The sequence below is a fragment of the Streptomyces sp. NPDC054872 genome, from assembly GCF_053610705.1.
The window spans coordinates 46171-62899 of sequence record NZ_JBSGYY010000012.1 but is presented as its reverse complement, the minus strand read 5'-3'; the positions used below and the strand labels follow the sequence as shown (position 1 = coordinate 62899).

At 69.9% G+C, this 16729-nt stretch carries 17 protein-coding genes; 7 read left to right on the top strand and 10 right to left on the bottom strand.

Going from position 1 to position 16729, the window contains the following annotated elements:
* Positions 1–89: 89 nt before the first annotated feature.
* On the bottom strand, positions 90–1367 hold the full coding sequence (locus ACWGIH_RS16700; RefSeq protein WP_453445832.1) for an acetyl-CoA C-acetyltransferase: 1278 nt from the start codon (positions 1365–1367) through the stop codon (positions 90–92).
* A gap of 72 nt (positions 1368–1439) precedes the next feature.
* On the opposite strand from ACWGIH_RS16700, the gene ACWGIH_RS16695 reads away from it, so the two are divergent.
* Positions 1440–2819 (top strand): 3-oxoacyl-ACP reductase, encoded by a 1380-nt coding sequence (locus ACWGIH_RS16695; RefSeq protein WP_453445834.1) that lies wholly within the window; start codon positions 1440–1442, stop codon positions 2817–2819.
* A 527-nt stretch (positions 2820–3346) separates the two neighbouring features.
* On the top strand, positions 3347–4201 hold the full coding sequence (locus tag ACWGIH_RS16690) for a MaoC family dehydratase (RefSeq protein ID WP_453510282.1): 855 nt from the start codon (positions 3347–3349) through the stop codon (positions 4199–4201).
* Positions 4202–4247: 46 nt separating this feature from the next.
* Here the strand turns inward: ACWGIH_RS16690 and ACWGIH_RS16685 are convergent, their stop codons facing one another.
* Positions 4248–4919: a TetR/AcrR family transcriptional regulator gene (locus tag ACWGIH_RS16685; RefSeq protein WP_453445934.1), complete on the bottom strand. Its 672-nt coding sequence runs from the start codon at positions 4917–4919 to the stop codon at positions 4248–4250.
* A gap of 336 nt (positions 4920–5255) precedes the next feature.
* Between ACWGIH_RS16685 and ACWGIH_RS16680 the strand changes: the two genes are divergently transcribed.
* The 4 genes from ACWGIH_RS16680 (at position 5256) to ACWGIH_RS16665 (ending at position 8676) form a co-directional block, all read left to right on the top strand.
* Complete coding sequence (locus ACWGIH_RS16680; protein WP_453445836.1) at positions 5256–5807, top strand: hypothetical protein; 552 nt, start codon at positions 5256–5258, stop codon at positions 5805–5807.
* A 91-nt stretch (positions 5808–5898) separates the two neighbouring features.
* A complete protein-coding gene (locus tag ACWGIH_RS16675; protein ID WP_453445838.1) occupies positions 5899–6741 on the top strand; it encodes a DUF4097 family beta strand repeat-containing protein in 843 nt (280 codons plus the stop codon).
* Positions 6742–6892: 151 nt separating this feature from the next.
* Positions 6893–7888, top strand: coding sequence for an ATP-binding cassette domain-containing protein (locus tag ACWGIH_RS16670; protein ID WP_453445840.1), 996 nt, complete (start codon positions 6893–6895; stop codon positions 7886–7888).
* A complete protein-coding gene (locus ACWGIH_RS16665; protein ID WP_453445842.1) occupies positions 7885–8676 on the top strand; it encodes an ABC transporter permease in 792 nt (263 codons plus the stop codon). The genes ACWGIH_RS16670 and ACWGIH_RS16665 overlap by 4 nt, the downstream gene beginning before the upstream one ends.
* A gap of 93 nt (positions 8677–8769) precedes the next feature.
* Here ACWGIH_RS16665 and ACWGIH_RS16660 read toward each other — a convergent pair whose 3' ends face one another.
* From ACWGIH_RS16660 to ACWGIH_RS16640, 5 genes are all read right to left on the bottom strand, one after another.
* Entirely contained in the window at positions 8770–10131 is a 1362-nt protein-coding gene (locus ACWGIH_RS16660; protein WP_453445844.1) for a dicarboxylate/amino acid:cation symporter, read from the bottom strand.
* A gap of 443 nt (positions 10132–10574) precedes the next feature.
* A complete protein-coding gene (locus tag ACWGIH_RS16655; RefSeq protein WP_453445846.1) occupies positions 10575–10865 on the bottom strand; it encodes a DUF4229 domain-containing protein in 291 nt (96 codons plus the stop codon).
* A 105-nt stretch (positions 10866–10970) separates the two neighbouring features.
* On the bottom strand, positions 10971–11495 hold the full coding sequence (locus ACWGIH_RS16650; protein ID WP_453445847.1) for an N-acetyltransferase family protein: 525 nt from the start codon (positions 11493–11495) through the stop codon (positions 10971–10973).
* A 113-nt stretch (positions 11496–11608) separates the two neighbouring features.
* Positions 11609–12772: an aminofutalosine synthase MqnE gene (gene mqnE / locus ACWGIH_RS16645; RefSeq protein ID WP_451219731.1), complete on the bottom strand. Its 1164-nt coding sequence runs from the start codon at positions 12770–12772 to the stop codon at positions 11609–11611.
* Positions 12773–12835: 63 nt separating this feature from the next.
* Positions 12836–13291, bottom strand: a complete 456-nt coding sequence (locus ACWGIH_RS16640) for an Lrp/AsnC family transcriptional regulator (RefSeq protein ID WP_160510435.1) — start codon at positions 13289–13291, stop codon at positions 12836–12838.
* Between the two features lie 164 nt (positions 13292–13455).
* Here ACWGIH_RS16640 and ACWGIH_RS16635 point away from each other — a divergent pair, with 164 nt between their 5' ends.
* Positions 13456–13596: a hypothetical protein gene (locus ACWGIH_RS16635; protein WP_453445850.1), complete on the top strand. Its 141-nt coding sequence runs from the start codon at positions 13456–13458 to the stop codon at positions 13594–13596.
* Here ACWGIH_RS16635 and ACWGIH_RS16630 read toward each other — a convergent pair.
* The 3 genes from ACWGIH_RS16630 to ACWGIH_RS16620 are packed head-to-tail and all read right to left on the bottom strand — an operon-like array spanning position 13593 to position 16666.
* Positions 13593–14273, bottom strand: coding sequence for a UbiX family flavin prenyltransferase (locus ACWGIH_RS16630; protein WP_453445852.1), 681 nt, complete (start codon positions 14271–14273; stop codon positions 13593–13595). The two genes, ACWGIH_RS16635 and ACWGIH_RS16630, sit on opposite strands and share 4 nt — an antisense overlap.
* Positions 14274–14282: 9 nt before the next feature.
* On the bottom strand, positions 14283–15206 hold the full coding sequence (gene mqnP, locus ACWGIH_RS16625) for a menaquinone biosynthesis prenyltransferase MqnP (protein WP_453445854.1): 924 nt from the start codon (positions 15204–15206) through the stop codon (positions 14283–14285).
* Between the two features lie 2 nt (positions 15207–15208).
* Positions 15209–16666, bottom strand: coding sequence for a menaquinone biosynthesis decarboxylase (locus tag ACWGIH_RS16620; RefSeq protein WP_453445856.1), 1458 nt, complete (start codon positions 16664–16666; stop codon positions 15209–15211).
* Positions 16667–16729 lie beyond the last annotated feature (63 nt).

The following is a 16729-nucleotide window of genomic DNA, read 5'->3' as shown; positions in this document are numbered from 1 at the left end:
GCTCGTGGAACGTGGCGTGAGCGAGGCGGGGCGGGCTCGGGGAGTCGGTAGAGAGAGGCGGGGAGCCGGGGGGAGCGGTGGGGAGCGCGTCACCCGCGCTCCAGGATCGCCGTCACCCCCTGCCCGCCCGCCGCGCAGATCGAGATCAGCCCGCGCCCGGGAGTGCCCCGCTCGGCGAGCAGCTTCGCCAGGGTGGCGACGATCCGCGCACCCGTGGCGGCGAAGGGGTGCCCCGTGGCGAGCGAGGAGCCGGCGACGTTGAGCCGGTCCCGGTCCACGACGCCGAGGCCCCGCTTCTCCCACGCGGCCAGCGTGGCGAGCACCTGCGAGGCGAACGCCTCGTGGATCTCGACGAAGTCGAAGTCCGCGAGCCCGAGCCCCGCCCGCTCCAGCATCCGGGGCACGGCGTACGCGGGCGCCATCAGAAGCCCGTCCTCACCCCCGGCGACATCACCCCCGACGAAGTCGACCGCGGCGGTCTCGTACGCGGTGAGGTAGGCCTGCGGTTCGAGTCCGCGCGCCCCGGCCCACTCCTCGCTCGCGAGCAGCGCGACGGCGGCGCCGTCGGTCAAGGGCGTCGAGTTCCCCGCGGTCATCGTCGGGCCGGCGCCCGCCACCCCGAACACGGGCTTCAGCTTCCCCAGCTTCTCGACGCTCGACCCTGGCCGCAGATTCTGGTCCCGCTCAAGACCCCTGAACGGCACGACGAGCCCGTCCAGGAACCCCCTGTCGTACGCGGCGGCCAGCCGCTGATGGCTGGTGGCGGCCAGTTCGTCCTGCGCCTCGCGCGTGACGCCCCACGCCCGGGCGGTCACGGCCGCGTGCTCGCCCATCGAGAGCCCGGTGCGGGGCTCGGCGTTGCGCGGGATGTCGGGCACGAGATGCGAGGGCCGCACGCGGGCGAGCACCTTGACCCGCTCCCCCGCCGTCTTGGCGCGGCGCGCGGACAGGAGGATCTTGCGCAGGGAGTCGTTGACGCCGAGCGGGGCATCGCTCGCGGTGTCGGCGCCGCCCGCCACGGCGGACTCCGTCTGCCCCAGCATGATCTTGTTGGCGGCTGCGACGACGGCTTGCAGGCCGGTGCCGCAGGCCTGCTGGATGTCGTACGCGGGGGTGGTCGGCGCGAGGCGCGACCCGATGACGGTCTCGCGGGCGAGGTTGAAGTCCCGGCTGTGCTTGAGCACGGCGCCGGCGACGAACTCCCCCACGGCGCCGTCGCCCTCTAGTCCGTAGCGCTCGACGAGGCCGTCGACGGCGGCGGTCAACATCTCCTGGTTGGACGCGGTCGCGTACGGGCCGTCGGAGCGCGCGAAGGGGATGCGGCTGCCGCCGATGACCGCCACGCGGCGGGTGGTGGGCAGTTTCATGTCTCGACCAGCTCCTGACCGTTGAGTAACCTTACTCTGAAGTAAATTTACGACCGAGCTGGGAGTTGGACAATGGCCGACCGCTATCTGAACTTCACGGGCACCGCACCCGGCCGCTTCCTCACCCGCAGGCTCGGCCTGCCCCAGCCGTCGGCGCTGCGCCGCTGGACGCCGGAACGCCCTCACCTGGAGGGCGAGTTGCTGCTCCTGACGGCGGGCGAGTCCGCTCACGCGGCGGACTTGCGGCCGATCCTGGAGCGCACGAAACTGCGCATCACATCTGACTCCCCCCATTCGGCTTCCTCCCGCCCGGCTTCCTCCCGTCCGACGGCGATCGTGGTGGACGCAACGGGCATTCGCGACACCCCGGGCCTCACCCTCGTGCACGCGGCACTGCATCCCGTGGTGCGGTCGGTGGCGGAGAACGGCCGCGTGGTGGTGCTCGGCGCCCCCGTCTCGGCGTCGGACCACCACCAGGCGGCGGCACAACAGGCGTTGGAGGGCTTCGTGCGCTCCCTCGGCAAGGAGCTGGGCAAGGGCCGCACGGCGACGCTGGTCCGCATGCGCTCGGCGGCTGCCGCGGAGTCGACGCTGCGTTTCCTGCTCTCACCGAGGTCGGCGTACGTGAGCGGCCAGGTGATCGAGACAGGGGAGGCGCAGGGGACGGAAGCGCAAGGGGAGGAGGCGCAGGGGGAGCGTCCTGTTCTCGACTGGGAGCGCCCCCTTGCCGGCCGCACGGCGCTCGTCACCGGGGCGGCGCGGGGGATCGGCGAGGCGGTGGCAGAGGTGCTCGCGCGGGACGGCGCGCGGGTGGTCGTACTCGATGTGCCGTCCGCGCAGGCGGACTTGGTACGGGTCGCGGACCGGCTCGGCGGTACGGCGCTGCCGCTGGACATCACGGCGGACGACGCCGGGGAGCGCATGGCCTCGGCGCTGGCCCCCGGCGGCCTGGACATCCTCGTGCACAACGCGGGGATCACGAGGGACCGCAAGCTGGCCAACATGCCGGCGGACCGCTGGAATCCGGTCCTGGACGTGAACCTGACGAGCGTGCTGCGTACGACGGACGCGTTGCTCAAGTCCGGGACGCTGAACCGGGGTGGGAGCGTCGTCGCCACGGCGTCGATCGCGGGGATCGCGGGGAACGTCGGCCAAACGAACTACGCCGCGAGCAAGGCGGGGATCATCGGCCTGGTGCGGGCTCTGGCGCCGGGGGCGCTCGCCGAGTACGGGGTGAGTGTGAACGCGGTGGCGCCCGGGTTCATCGAGACGAAGATGACGGCGGCGGTTCCTCTCTTCATCCGTGAGGCGGGCCGCCGGATGAATTCCCTCGCCCAGGGGGGTCTGCCGGTGGACGTGGCGGAAACCACGGCCTGGCTCGCCTGCCCGGCTTCGGCGGCCGTCAACGGTCAGGTGATCCGGGTCTGCGGCCAAAGCCTTCTCGGGGCGTAAGCCTTCTCGGGGCGTAACCGTCATCCCTTGCCGTCCGGCGGTTTGCCCCGACTGGTCGCGCGCGTCGAGCAGATCCGACCGCCCGGCCGATCGCCCCGGGTCCTCGCCTCCCGCACAGGCCTTCCCGCCCACCCACCCGATTGCCCCGCAGCCTCGCTCCCCGAACAAGCCTTTCCCACCCACCCGCCCGATTGCCCCGCAGCGTCCGCTAGCGAACAAGCAAGGCAGCAGCCCTCACGCACCCGCAGTCGGCAACGCTCGCGGGGCGGGGGTGGGGGACGTGCCGCGCTGTCTGCCCGGCGCACAGCTCGCGACGCTCCCCCGCCGCAGTAACCCGCGGCCCCCGACGGACGACGACGGGGCCGGGCATACCGGCACGCCCCCGCACCCACACACGAGCCGACACCACACCGCACAGTCCCAAGGAGTCGCGCCAGAGGGACGCTAGCCCGGCCAGACCCCGCCGCACCGCCTCGCCCCCAGCCCCAGCCCCAGCCCCCCAACTCCCAACCCCCGAAAGGACCCCCATGCTCGCCCCCCTCCTCCTCCGTGGCGCGCTCCTCTCCCCGCTCAAGCGGCCCCGTCCCGACGCGCCCCTCCCCGCCTCGTGCCCGACCCTCGGCGGCATACGTCCCAGCAGTGAGCACCTCGCCGCCTACTCCCGCCTCTGCGGGTACCGCACCACTCCGCACACCCTCCCCCTCACGTATCCCCACGTCCTCAGCTTTCCGCTGGCCATGCGCCTCATGACCACCCGGGCCTTTCCGCTCCCGCTCCTCGGGCTCGTCCACACGTCCATCGAGATCGACCAGCAGCGCGCCCTGACCACGGCGGACACCCTGGAACTCTCCGTACGTGCAACCCAGTTGACCCCGCACCACCGCGGAACCGAAGCCACCCTCGTCACCGAGGCCCGTGTCGACGGCGCCACCGTATGGACGTCCAGCAGCACCTACCTGGCCCGCCACCGCACCGACACCAGCACCCCCACCAAGGCCCCCGTCGAAAGCGCCCCGCTCCCCGCCCTCGCCGAGTGGCCCCTGCCCGGCGACCTCGGCCGCCGCTACGGCGCCGTCTCAGGTGACCGCAACCCCATCCACCTGTACCCCCTGACCGCACGCCTGCTCGGCTTCCCCCGGGCCATCGCCCACGGCATGTGGACCGTGGCCCGCTGCCTGGCGGAGTACGGCACACCCGAATCCGCCCACGTACGCGCCGACTTCAAGGCGCCCGTCCTGCTTCCCGGCACGGTCACCTACGCGGCCGACGGCTCAGCCTTCGAACTCCGCGGCACCGGCGACAAGACCCGAGAGAGCCGCAAGAGCCGCGAGAACCGCGAGGCCCACAAGACCCACCTCACCGGAACCGTGACCCTCCGCTAGGCGCAGGCAGCCCCAGCCACAGCCGTGGCCACGGCCACCCCCACCGCTACGGCACCCACCGCCGCCCCTCCATCAGCTCACCGAGCCCCGCCCACGCGAAGTTCATCAGCGTCGCCGCCGCCTCCTTCGCGGACACCGACGCGTCCCCGTTCGCCCAGCCGGCGAGCGACTCCGCCGCCCCCACCAACGCCTGGGCCAGCCCCGCGACCTCACGCTCCGCCAGCTCCGGCTTGCGGTGCGCCTCCCGTGCCGCCTCCGCGATCAGTGACGTCACGAACGCCACGATCTCCTCGCGCATCCCGCTGACCTCGGCAGCGAACGGCTCGCCCTGCGTGCGCGCCTGGTGATGCAGGACCACCCATGCGTCGGGCCGCTCGGCGGTGTGCGTGAAGAAGGCCCGCAGCCCGGCCCACAGCTGCCGGTCGGCGGGTCCGCCGCCGCTCACCCCGCTCCGCACCGCCGCGACCAGCGCCGCGGCCTCCCGCCGGATGCACGCGGTGAACAGCTCTTCCTTGGAGTTCAGATACAGGTACACCAGCGGCTTCGAGACCCCCGCGACCTCCGCGATCTCGTCCATGGAAGCCGCCCGGTACCCCCGCTGCCCGAAGATCCGCACGGCCGCGTCCAGCATCTGCTGCTCGCGCACGGCCCTCGGCATCCGCTTCTGCCGCTTCCCCACCGCGCTCCCCGCGCCCCCATCGGCCACCCCGGCCTTCATGTCGCCCACCCCGGCGCCCACCTTCCACACAACTTGTGCACAGAAGGGCCAGCCTACGGTCAGCCCCGGAACGGCATCGCACCCCATGACGCCCGCACGACATCACCTGGCGCCACCTGGCGCCAGATGACGCCAGATGACGCCACGTGGCGCCATCAAGCGTCGCCACACCTCCCGCCCGAGACCTCGACTCCCCCCTGGCGCCACAATGACCCACACCCACCCCCTCTCATTCCTGCAGGTCAGAGCCTTACGCGTCAAACGATCCGCTCATCCGCCCCACCTGCGACGCCATTACGGTTGCGCATGGCGCCATGATGGTGCCAAGATGACGTCATGGACCTCACCCCGTATGTCGACACCCTCCGCCGTGAACTCGCGGTGGCCGCCGAGGCCGGCGGGGAAGAAGCCCGCGAGCTGGCCGACCGCCTCACCGCTCCCCTGGAGTCGGCGACCCGGCTGACCATGCTGAACGTGCTCTCGGCCGCGATGGACGAGATCACCCGCGAGCTCGCCCCCGGCTCCGTCGACGTACGGCTGCGCGGCCTCGACCCCGACTTCGTCGTGACGCTGCCGCCCACCGACAGCGACACCACCGACCCGATCCCGGCCACCTACGCCCCCGCACACGCCTCCGCATCCGCCGACCCGCTCAAGGCGCACGCCTCCACCCCCGCCGACGGCGACGACGGCGGCACCGCCCGCGTCAACCTGCGCCTGCCCGCCCACCTCAAGGTCCGCGCCGAGGAGGCAGCCGGCCGCGAGGGCCTCTCGGTCAACGCCTGGCTGATCCGCGCCGTCTCGGCCGCGGTCGACGGCGACGCCCGGCCGCGTGCGGCACAGAAGTCCCGTACGACCGGACAGAGCATCACGGGCTGGGTGCGCTAGCCACGCGCCGGCCCCGCCCCCTCTCAGCACGTCACCCACATCACGTCCCACCAGCGGGGACGACCCGAAGACCCAAGAGGACGGGACAGCCATGCCTTCTTTCGACACCCCCGAACCGATCTCGGCCACGACGCACGTGGGCGCGGGCTCCATCCAGTTCACCGCGAGCGACCGCACCGACACCGTCGTCGAGGTCAAGCCGCAGGACCCGAAGCGGGACAAGGACGTACGGGCCGCCGAGCAGACCGAGGTCACGTACGGCAGCGGCGTCCTGACCATCAAGACCAAGGAGCGCCGCCTCATCGGCCCGTCCGGCGCCGTCGATGTGACGGTCGACCTGCCCACCGGCTCGCACGTCGAGGTGGGCGGCTCCGTGACGCAGGTGTACGGCGACGGCCGGCTCGGCGAGGTCCACGTGAAGGCCTCCGTCGGTGACGTCCGCCTCGACACGACCGGACCGGTCCAGCTGACCGCCTCCCACGGGTCGATCACCGTCGACCGGGTGGAGGGCGCGGCCGAGATCACCACCAGCTCCGGCAACGTGCGCGTCGGCCTCGTCGACGGCCCCGCCGTACTGAAGAACTCGCACGGCAGCACGACCATCGGCGCCGCGATCGGCGATCTGCGGGTGAGCGGTGCCAACGGCGCCATCGACATCGAGCGCGCCGAGGGCTCGGTCACCGCGACCAACGCCTACGGCACCCTGCGCGTCGGTGAAGCCGTCCGCGGGACGGTCCAGTTGGAGACCAACTACGGCGCCATCGAGGTGGGTGTCCGTGAGGGCACGGCCGCCTGGCTGGACGTCAGCTCCGACAAGGGGCAAGTGCGCAACACGCTCACCGCGTCGGAGAGCCCGGCGGAGTCCGAGGAGACCGTCAAGATCCGCGCCCGCACCAAGCACGGCAACATCGAGATCCGCCGCGCCCGCGCCTGAGTTCCGCGCCGGCCCCCGGCTACGGCGGACCACCAACTCCCGCGCCGCTCAGACCAGTTGATCGTCGCCACCGCCACCACCTCTCCCCCTCACCGCACCCCACCCCACCCCACCAGCCTTCGATCGGGAGGGCCCCATGCCTTCATCTGTCATGTCCACATCCAGCCAGAGCAACGGCAATCCGCCCCCGGCCGCCGTCTCCGCCGCCGGACTGCGCAAGTCCTACGGCGACAAGACGGTCCTGGACGGCGTCGATCTGCGTATCCCCGCCGGATCGGTGTTCGCGCTGCTCGGCCCCAACGGCGCCGGCAAGACCACCGCCGTGAAGATCCTCTCCACCCTCATCCGCGCCGACGGCGGGCAGGCGCAGGTCGCGGGCCACGACATCGCCACGTCACCGGACGGGGTCCGCGCCGCGATCGGCGTCACCGGCCAGTTCTCCGCGGTCGACGGGCTGATCACCGGCGAGGAGAACATGCTCCTGATGGCCGACCTGCACCATCTCTCCAAGAGCGAGGGGCGGCGGGTGGCCGCCGAGCTCCTGGAGCGCTTCGACCTCACCGAAGCCGCCAAGAAGCCCGCCTCGACCTACTCCGGCGGCATGAAGCGCCGCCTGGACATCGCCATGACGCTGGTCGGCAGCCCGCGCATCATCTTCCTCGACGAGCCCACCACCGGCCTCGACCCCCGCTCCCGCCACAACATGTGGGCCATCATCCGCGAACTCGTCTCCGACGGCGTCACCGTCTTCCTCACCACCCAGTACCTGGAAGAAGCCGACGAACTCGCCGACCGCATCGCCGTCCTGAACAACGGCAAGATCGCCGCCGAAGGCACCGCCGAAGAACTCAAGCGACTGATCCCCGGCGGCCACGTACGCCTGCGCTTCACCGACCCCGACGCCTACAAAGCAGCCGCCTCCGCCCTCCACGAGTCCACTCGCGACGACGAGGCCCTCTCACTGTCCATCCCCAGCGACGGCAGCCAGCGCGAACTCCGCTCCATCCTCGACTGGCTGGACGCGGCCGATGTCGAGGCCGACGAGCTCACCGTCCACACCCCCGACCTCGACGACGTCTTCTTCGCACTGACCGGCCCCGCCGACGTCCCCGCGCAGCACGCCCAGACCAAGGAGAACGCCCGATGAGCTCCCTCGCCCTCGCCATGCGCGACTCGTCCACGATGCTGCGCCGCAACCTCCTGCACGCCCGGCGCTACCCGTCCATGACCCTGCAGCTCCTGCTCACGCCGATCATGCTGCTGCTGCTCTTCGTCTACCTCTTCGGTGACGTGATGAGCGCGGGCATCGGCGGGGGCGGCGCGGACCGCTCCGAGTACATCGCCTACATCGTCCCGGGCATCCTGCTGATGACCATCGGCGGCGCCGTGGTCGGGACCGCGGTGTCCGTCTCCATGGACATGTCCGAGGGCATCATCGCCCGCTTCCGCACCATGGCCATCCACCGCGGGTCCGTGCTCATCGGGCACGTCGTCGGCAGCGTCCTTCAGTCAGTCCTGAGCGTGGTCTTCGTGGGCGCCGTCGGTGTCGCCATCGGCTTCCGCTCCACCGGCGCCGGCCCCCTGGAGTGGCTGGCCGCCTTCGGCCTGCTCGTGCTCTTCTCCCTGGCGCTCACCTGGATCGCGCTCGGCATGGGCCTGGTCAGCCCGAACGCCGAGGCGGCCAGCAACAACGCGATGCCGCTGATCCTGCTGCCGCTGTTCTCCAGCGCCTTCGTCCCCGTCGACTCCATGCCCGGCTGGTTCCAGCCGATCGCCGAGTACCAGCCCTTCACCCCCACCATCGAGACCCTGCGCGGCCTGCTCCTCGGCACCGAGATCGGCCACAACGGCTGGATCACCCTCGCCTGGTGCCTGGCGCTCTCCGCGCTCGGCTACGTCTGGTCGAAGGCGGTCTTCGAACGCGACCCGAAGTGACCGACCGGCCCCGGTACTCCTCGCACCACAGACGTGCCCCCGCACTCAGCCACTGCTGAGTGCGGGGGCACGTTCGCCACGAGCGGGGGGACGTCAGGCGGCGACAGGCACCGGCTGCCGCTCGTCGGCGGGCTCGTCGAACTCGTCGAGCGGCGAAGCCGACGCGTTCTCGTAGGCCTCACGGTCGAGGATCTTCTCGCGGGCGGCGACGATCACCGGGACGGCCGCCTGGCCTGCGACGTTCGTGGCCGTGCGCATCATGTCCAGGACCGGGTCGATGGCGAGGAGCAGGCCCACGCCCTCCATCGGCAGGCCCAGCGTCGACAGGGTCAGGGTCAGCATGACCGTGGCGCCCGTCAGGCCGGCCGTGGCCGCGGAACCGACCACCGAGACGAAGGCGATCAGCAGGTACTCCTTGATGCCCAGCTGCACGTCGAAGATCTGCGCGACGAAGATCGCGGCGATCGCCGGGTAGATCGCGGCGCAGCCGTCCATCTTGGTGGTGGCGCCGAACGGCACCGCGAAGGACGTGTACTCCTTCGGCACGCCGAGCCGCTCGGTGACCTTCTGGGTGACCGGCATCGTGCCGACCGAGGAGCGCGAGACGAAGGCCAGCTGGATCGCGGGCCAGGCGCCCTTGAAGAACTGCACCGGGTTGACCTTGGCGACCGTGGAGAGCAGCAGCGGGTAGACGCCGAACATCACCAGGGCGCAACCGACGTAGATGTCGGCGGTGAACGTCGCGTACTTGCTGATCAGGTCCCAGCCGTAGTCGGCGATGGCGAAGCCGATGAGGCCGATGGTGCCGATCGGCGAGAGCTTGATGACCCACCACAGGGCCTTCTGGAGCAGCGCGAGCACGGACTCGCTCAGGTCCAGGATCGGCTGCGCCTTGTCACCGATCTTCAGTACGGCGATACCGGCGACGGCGGCCATGAAGACGATCTGCAGGACGTTGAGCTCGGTGAACGGGGTGATGACGTCCGTCGGGATGATTCCGGTGAGGAAGTCGATCCAGGAGCCCGAGGTCTCCGGCTTGGCGCCGTCCTTCGGGGTCAGGCCGGTGCCGGCGCCGGGGTTCGTGAGGAGCCCGATCGCCAGGCCGATGACGACCGCGATCAGCGACGTGATCATGAACCAGACCAGCGTCTGCGAGGCGAGCCGCGCCGCGTTGTTGACCTTGCGCAGGTTGGTGATCGACACCAGGATCGCGAAGAAGACGAGCGGGGCGACCGCCAGCTTCAGGAGGCCGATGAAGGTGCTTCCGACCTTGTCCAGGGTGGTGACGAGCCAGGAGATGTCCTGGCTGCGGGCCAGCCAGCCGAGCAGGACACCGAGGACCAGGCCGCCGAGGATCTGGGCCCAGAACGGCAGCTTGAGGAATCTGGGTATCCGGGAGCCGGACTTCGGCTGCTCGGCCTTGTCGACCGGGGATACGGGGGAATTCGCGGACACGGACACACTCCGGGTAAGGGCGGGGGACGTGAGGGAGCGGCGACCGCGAGGGGTCAGACGGAACGGCCTTGAGGGCGCCGCTGCAGTGCAGATGTCACTTGGTGCTTGTCGTCGCGCTGTGCGGTGAGGCTCAGCGAGAACTCAGAGACGGCGACGACAGGCCGCGGACATGCAGCGGCAGAGATCGACATGCAGGCGCGCCACGAGCGGGATGCTCATGGCGATGCGGTGCGCGGCTGCTGTCTTCATGGCGAACACGTTAACACTTGAACTTTGGGAACATCAAAGGTCTTGTTTGAGGTGAGGGAGCCCAATCCCAGGCCGAGTCACCCCCGGGACGCAGGAAACCCCGGCCCGGAGCCATTGGCTCCCGTACCGGGGTCGAGGTCTTTGTGACGAAACTTACGGCTTCGCGCGGGCCGTCGGTGTCGGCCGTCGGCCGTTCAGGACTTCGCGCGGGCGGTGTCGTCGGCGACGTCCTCCATGGTGCGGTTCGCCTCCAGGTTGGCCTTGGTGCGCTCGACGCGCTCGACGACCTGGACCGACGCCCGGTCCCGCTCCTTGCGGAGCACCACGAAGCTGATGGGCGCGGAGACGACGAGGGCGAGCAGCAGGACCCACAGGAGGTTGGAGTCCCCGAGGCCCTTCGGCAGCGCGCCGACGTAGACAAGTCCCCAGACCGCGAAAAAGCAGCCCACGAAGACCCCGAGGCGCATCAGCGTGTAGCGGAGCATGTCAATCCACTCTTCCGTTCCGAAATAGCCCGAGTAGGACGAGCCACTCCAGTGAAGCATGGGAGGGGTCGCGCCCGGCAAGGGGGTGAGCCATCCCCCGCGCTCTCAGCCGAGCGGGAGGAGCATGGTGATGTCGTCGCGGTCGTCACCGGGGGCGACGCGGATCGCGCCGGGCACCCGCCCGACCTCCTTGTATCCGCAGGACGCGTAGAACCGGTCGACTCCGGTGCCGCCCCGGCAGGTCAGCCGGATCGCCTCGATGCCGTCGATTCCGCGGGCGGCGTCGGCAGCGGCCGCCATGAGGTCCCGGCCGTATCCCTTGCCCTGGTGCCCGGGGTGCACCATCACCACGTACAGCCAGATCCAGTGCTTCATCAGCCGGTGTGTGTTGTACGCGAGGAAGGCGGTCGCGGCGACGGTGCCGTCCTCGTCGTACCCGACGAGGAGCCGGGTGTCTCCCTGGCTCAGCTGGGCCAGGCGCTTGAGCCACTCGGGCCGGATGTCGTCGACCGTCACGGGCGGTACGAATCCGACGGCTCCGCCGGCGTTGGACACGTCGGCCCAGAGGGCGAGGACGCCGTCGCGGAGGGCGGGATCGATCTCCGGGTCCAGCCGGAAGGTAAGTGCCATAGGGCGAGATTAACTATTACGCACGCCGCGCCTCAACCGCGTTCCGCATCGCGGACAACGCGACGAGCCCCGGCCGGGGGGCGGCCGGGGCTCGTCGTCCGTACGAAAGGCCGTCAGACCCGCATGGCCTGCGGAGTCTCACGGAGCGACAGGTCGGGCCCGTCGTACTCACGGATCGACTCGTAGCGCGTGTTCCGCTCGACCGGGCGGAAGCCCGCCTCGCGGATCAGGTCGAGCAGATCGTCACGCGTCAGCTTGTTCGGCGTGCCGAAGTTGTCCGCGTCGTGCGTGATCTTGTACTCGACGACCGAGCCGTCCATGTCGTCCGCGCCGTGCTGGAGCGCGAGCTGCGTCGTCTGCAGGCCGTGCATGACCCAGAAGACCTTGACGTGCGGGACGTTGTCGAAGAGGAGACGCGAGACCGCGAAGGTCTTCAGGGCCTCCGCGCCCGACGCCATGGTCGTGCGCGCCTGGAGGCGGTTCCTGACCTTGCCGTCCTTCATGTCCACGAAGTCGTGCTGGTAGCGCAGCGGGATGAAGACCTGGAACCCGCCGGTCTCGTCCTGGAGTTCACGCAGGCGCAGCACGTGGTCGACCCGGTGCCGGGGCTCCTCGATGTGGCCGTACAGCATCGTGCACGGGGTCTTGAGACCCTTCTCGTGCGCGAGCCGGTGGATGCGCGACCAGTCCTCCCAGTGGGTGCGGTGGTCCACGATGTGCTGGCGGACCTCCCAGTCGAAGATCTCCGCACCGCCGCCGGTCAGCGACTCCAGACCCGCCTCGATCAGCTCGTCCAGGATGTCGGAGGCCGACATGCCGGAGATCGTCTCGAAGTGGTGGATCTCCGTGGCCGTGAACGCCTTCAGGGACACGTCCGGGAGCGCCTTCTTGAGCTCGCTCAGCGAACGCGGGTAGTAGCGCCACGGCAGGTTGGGGTGCAGGCCGTTGACGATGTGCAGCTCGGTGAGGTTCTCGCCCTCCATCGCCTTGGCGAGGCGGACGGCCTCCTCGATGCGCATCGTGTACGCGTCCTTCTCGCCCGGCTTGCGCTGGAACGAGCAGTACGCGCACGAGGCGGTGCACACGTTCGTCATGTTGAGGTGACGGTTGACGTTGAAGTGCACGACGTCGCCGTTCTTGCGCGTGCGCACCTCGTGGGCGAGACCGCCGAGCCAGGCCAGGTCGTCCGACTCGTAGAGCGCGATGCCGTCCTCGCGGGACAGCCGCTCGCCGTCCCGGACCTTCTGCTCAAGATCGCGCTTGAGACCTGCGTCCATGCCCTCGCCCTTACCTCTCCCTACGACCCGCCACAAACTCACGCCAACGGTACGCCCCGGGGGTCACTCTTCTTCCGGCAGCTCCCCGACACGGTTCTCCCACTTCGTGGAGAGCACGATCGTCGTACGCGTCCTGGAGACGCCCTTCGTGCCGCTCAGCCTGCGGATCGTCTTCTCCAGGCCGTCCACGTCACTGGCCCGGACCTTGAGCATGTACGAGTCGTCGCCCGCGATGAACCAGCAGTCCTCGATCTCGTGCAGGTCCTTCAGGCGCCGCGCCACGTCCTCGTGGTCGGCGGCGTCCGAGAGGGAGATGCCGATGAGGGCGATGACACCGAGACCGAGCGAGGCGGAGTCGACGGTCGCGCGGTAGCCGGTGATGACGCCTGCCGCCTCCAGGCGGTTGATCCGGTCCGTGACGCTCGGGCCGGAGAGGCCGACGAGCCGGCCGAGTTCGGCGTACGAGGCCCTGCCGTTCTCGCGCAAAGCCTGGATGAGCTGCCTGTCCACGGCGTCCATAGGTGCGATGCCTTTCATTATTCAGCGATACCGCGAGTCTATGTGTAGAATCTAAGGCGCAACAGGGTTGAACCCCTGTGAATCTTTCGGAATCTCCGCCGATCGGCGAGGATTCTTCAAACAACACTTCGCACACGACGCGTCGTGTGCGCCACACAGCGGGAGTGAGACACACCGTGTACTCGATCGAGATGGCCTACGCCCGGATGCGCGAGTTGCAGGACCTGGCCGACCGCTCGCGTCACCACAAGCCCACCGCGCCCCGGGGCGAGCGCCGCACGAAGCGCGCCGCCAAGAAGCGCTAGTCCCCCGAAGGGGCCGAGCCTCCACCGAGCTCTCCCTTCCAACGGCGGTACAGCTGATGCGGCACCCCCGCAGCGTCAAGCGTCCGCCCGGCGACGAAGTCCACCAGATCCTGGATGTGCGTCGCCCCCGCGTAGAACGCGGGAGAGGCGGGCAGCACGATCGCGCCCGCCTCGTCCAGCGTCACCAAGTGCTTCAGCGTCTGTCCGTTCAGCGGCGTCTCGCGCACACAGACGACAAGTCGCCTGCCTTCCTTGAGCGTCACGCTCGCCGACCGCTGCAGCAGATCCTTCGAGAGCCCCAGCGCCACCCCGGCCACGCACGCCGTGGACGCAGGCACGATCAGCATCCCCTTGGTCGCGTACGACCCCGACGAAGGCCCGGCGGCCAGGTCCCCGGCCGCCCAGTAGCGCACGTCGTCCACCGGCACGTCGAAGGTCCCCGGCTTGCCGTCGGCGCCCCGCCCGAGCCACTCCCGCAGGTCCTCCTGCCAGTGCGCGTCCCGGAAGGCGATGCCCGTCTCGTCGAGGATCGTCAGCCGCGAGGCCCGGGAGACCACCAGGTCGACGCTCTCCCCGGCCGCGAGCAGCGCCCGCAGCACTGCGGCGGCGTACGGGGTCCCCGAGGCCCCCGACACCCCCACGATCCAAGGCCTACGCTCTGTATTTCCTGGCTTCACACCGTGAGCCTAGACGGTCAGTCCGCGCACCAGCAGGTCGAGCAGCGCACAGACGAAGAGCGCGATGCCGATGAAGCCGTTGACCTGGAAGAAGGCGCGGTTGAGCCGGGAGAGGTCGTGCGGCTTCACGATCGAGTGCTCGTACACGAAGGCGCCGGCGACCACCGCGAGTCCGAGCCAGAGGAACGCGCCCGCACCGGTGTCCGCGGCGTACCAGACGAACAGCGCCGTGGTCACCAGGTGGCAGCCGCGCGAGCCCCAGATGGCGGCCGGGATGCCGAATCGCGCGGGCACCGACTTCACGCCGACCTCGCGGTCCGTCTCCACGTCCTGGCAGGCGTAGATCAGGTCGAAGCCGCCGATCCAGATGCCGACCGCGAGGCCGAGGATGACCGCCTGCCAGGACCACTCGCCGGTGACCGCGATCCAGGCGCCGACCGGGCCCATGGCCTGGGCGAGGCCGAGGATCGCCTGCGGGAAGTTCGTGAACCGCTTGCCGTACGGATAGACCACCATCGGGATCACCGCGACGGGCGCGAGCGCCAGGCACAGCGGGTTGAGCAGGGCGGCGGCGCCGAGGAACACGACGAGCGCGATCAGCGCCCCGGTCCAGGCGGACTTCACCGACACCGCACCCGTGACGAGCTCGCGGTGGGCGGTCCTCGGGTTACGGGCGTCGATCTCGCGGTCGATGATCCGGTTGGCGGCCATGGCGAACGTCCGCAGGCCCACCATGCAGATCGTGACCAGGAGCAGCCGCCCCCAGTGGATGTTCCCGTCCAGCTGGAACATCGCGGTCAGCGCGGCGATGTAGGCGAAGGGCAGCGCGAACACCGAGTGCTCGATCATGACGAGGCGCAGGAAGGCCTTGACCTTGCCGGGCGGTGCGGGCTCGGGCCCGAAGAGTTCCGGGGTCGCTGAATCAGCACTCATCTTTAGAGCCCGTACTCCTTCCAGCGGCGGTCGACCTTCGACGCCGTCTCCGGGTCGGACTCGACCATGTTCGGCCAGCCCCCGTCCCGGGTGTAGCCCTCTTCGGGCAGCTTCTTCGTCGCGTCGATGCCCGCCTTGCCGCCCCAGAACTGCTGGTAGGAGGCGTGGTCGAGATGGTCGACGGGACCTTCGGCCACCGTCAGGTCGCGCGCGTAGTCGGTGTTGCCGAGCGCGCGCCAGGACACTTCGTGCAGGTCATGCACGTCGCAGTCCTTGTCCACCACCACGATCAGTTTGGTCAGCGACATCATGTGGGCACCCCAGATGGCGTGCATGACCTTCTGCGCGTGCTTCGGGTACTTCTTGTCGATCGAGACGATCGCGCAGTTGTGGAAGCCGCCGGACTCCGGCAGGTGGTAGTCCACGATGTCCGGGACGATCACCTTGAGGAGCGGGAGGAAGAACCTCTCCGTGGCGCGGCCGAGCGGGCCGTCCTCCGTGGGCGGGCGGCCCACCACGATCGACTGGAGCAGCGGACGCTTCCGCATCGTCACGCAGTCGATCTTCAGGGCGGGGAACGGCTCCTGCGGCGTGTAGAAACCGGTGTGGTCGCCGAAGGGACCTTCCGGCAGCATCTCGCCGGGCTCCAGCCAGCCCTCGATGACGACCTCGGCATGCGCGGGGACCTGGAGCGGGACCGTCTTGCAGTCGACCATCTCCACGCGCTTGCCCTGGATGAACCCGGCCAGCATGTACTCGTCCATGTCGCCGGGGAGCGGCGCCGTGGAGGCGTACGTGACGGCGGGGGGACAGCCGAAGGCGATCGCGACGGGGAGCTTCTCGCCCCTGCGGGCGGCCACCTGGTAGTGGTTGCGGCTGTCCTTGTGGATCTGCCAGTGCATGCCGATGGTGCGCTTGTCGTGGCGCTGCAGGCGGTACAGACCGAGGTTGCGGACGCCGGTGTCCGGGTCCTTGGTGTGGGTCAGACCGAGGTTGAAGAAGGAACCGCCGTCCTCGGGCCAGGTGAAGAGCGCGGGCAGCGACTCCAGGTCGACGTCGTCGCCGGTGAGCACGACCTCCTGCACGGGCGCGTTGTCGGACTTCACCTTCTTCGGCGGTACGTGCGTCATCGCGCCGAGCTTCCCGAACGCCTCGCGGACACCGACGAAGCCGTGCGGCAGCTCCGGCTTGAGGAGACCGCCGATCTTCTCGCTGATCTGGCTGTACGACTTCAGGCCGAGCGCCTTCAGGAGGCGGCGGTCCGTCCCGTACACGTTCATCGCGAGGGGCATCGCCGAGCCGCGCACGTTCTCGAAGAGGAGCGCGGGGCCGCCGGCCTTCTGGACGCGGTCGGTGATCTCGCCGACCTCCAGATACGGATCGACCTCGGCCTTGATGCGCTTGAGATCGCCCTCGCGCTCCAGTGCACGGAGCAGGGAGCGAAGATCGTCATAAGCCATGCGTTCCAGTATCGGTCACCGGCTACCCTGGCCCCGACAGCGGGGCCCGCACGCCGCCCGTCC

Coding starts and splice junctions, on each gene's coding strand:
- ACWGIH_RS16700 (WP_453445832.1), bottom strand. CDS start 1,367: ATGAAACTGCCCACCACCCGCCGCGTGGCGGTCATCGGCGGCAGCCGC.
- ACWGIH_RS16695 (WP_453445834.1), top strand. CDS start 1,440: ATGGCCGACCGCTATCTGAACTTCACGGGCACCGCACCCGGCCGCTTC.
- ACWGIH_RS16690 (WP_453510282.1), top strand. CDS start 3,347: ATGCTCGCCCCCCTCCTCCTCCGTGGCGCGCTCCTCTCCCCGCTCAAG.
- ACWGIH_RS16685 (WP_453445934.1), bottom strand. CDS start 4,919: ATGAAGGCCGGGGTGGCCGATGGGGGCGCGGGGAGCGCGGTGGGGAAG.
- ACWGIH_RS16680 (WP_453445836.1), top strand. CDS start 5,256: ATGGACCTCACCCCGTATGTCGACACCCTCCGCCGTGAACTCGCGGTG.
- ACWGIH_RS16675 (WP_453445838.1), top strand. CDS start 5,899: ATGCCTTCTTTCGACACCCCCGAACCGATCTCGGCCACGACGCACGTG.
- ACWGIH_RS16670 (WP_453445840.1), top strand. CDS start 6,893: ATGTCCACATCCAGCCAGAGCAACGGCAATCCGCCCCCGGCCGCCGTC.
- ACWGIH_RS16665 (WP_453445842.1), top strand. CDS start 7,885: ATGAGCTCCCTCGCCCTCGCCATGCGCGACTCGTCCACGATGCTGCGC.
- ACWGIH_RS16655 (WP_453445846.1), bottom strand. CDS start 10,865: ATGCTCCGCTACACGCTGATGCGCCTCGGGGTCTTCGTGGGCTGCTTT.
- ACWGIH_RS16650 (WP_453445847.1), bottom strand. CDS start 11,495: ATGGCACTTACCTTCCGGCTGGACCCGGAGATCGATCCCGCCCTCCGC.
- mqnE (WP_451219731.1), bottom strand. CDS start 12,772: ATGGACGCAGGTCTCAAGCGCGATCTTGAGCAGAAGGTCCGGGACGGC.
- ACWGIH_RS16640 (WP_160510435.1), bottom strand. CDS start 13,291: ATGGACGCCGTGGACAGGCAGCTCATCCAGGCTTTGCGCGAGAACGGC.
- mqnP (WP_453445854.1), bottom strand. CDS start 15,206: ATGAGTGCTGATTCAGCGACCCCGGAACTCTTCGGGCCCGAGCCCGCA.
- ACWGIH_RS16620 (WP_453445856.1), bottom strand. CDS start 16,666: ATGGCTTATGACGATCTTCGCTCCCTGCTCCGTGCACTGGAGCGCGAG.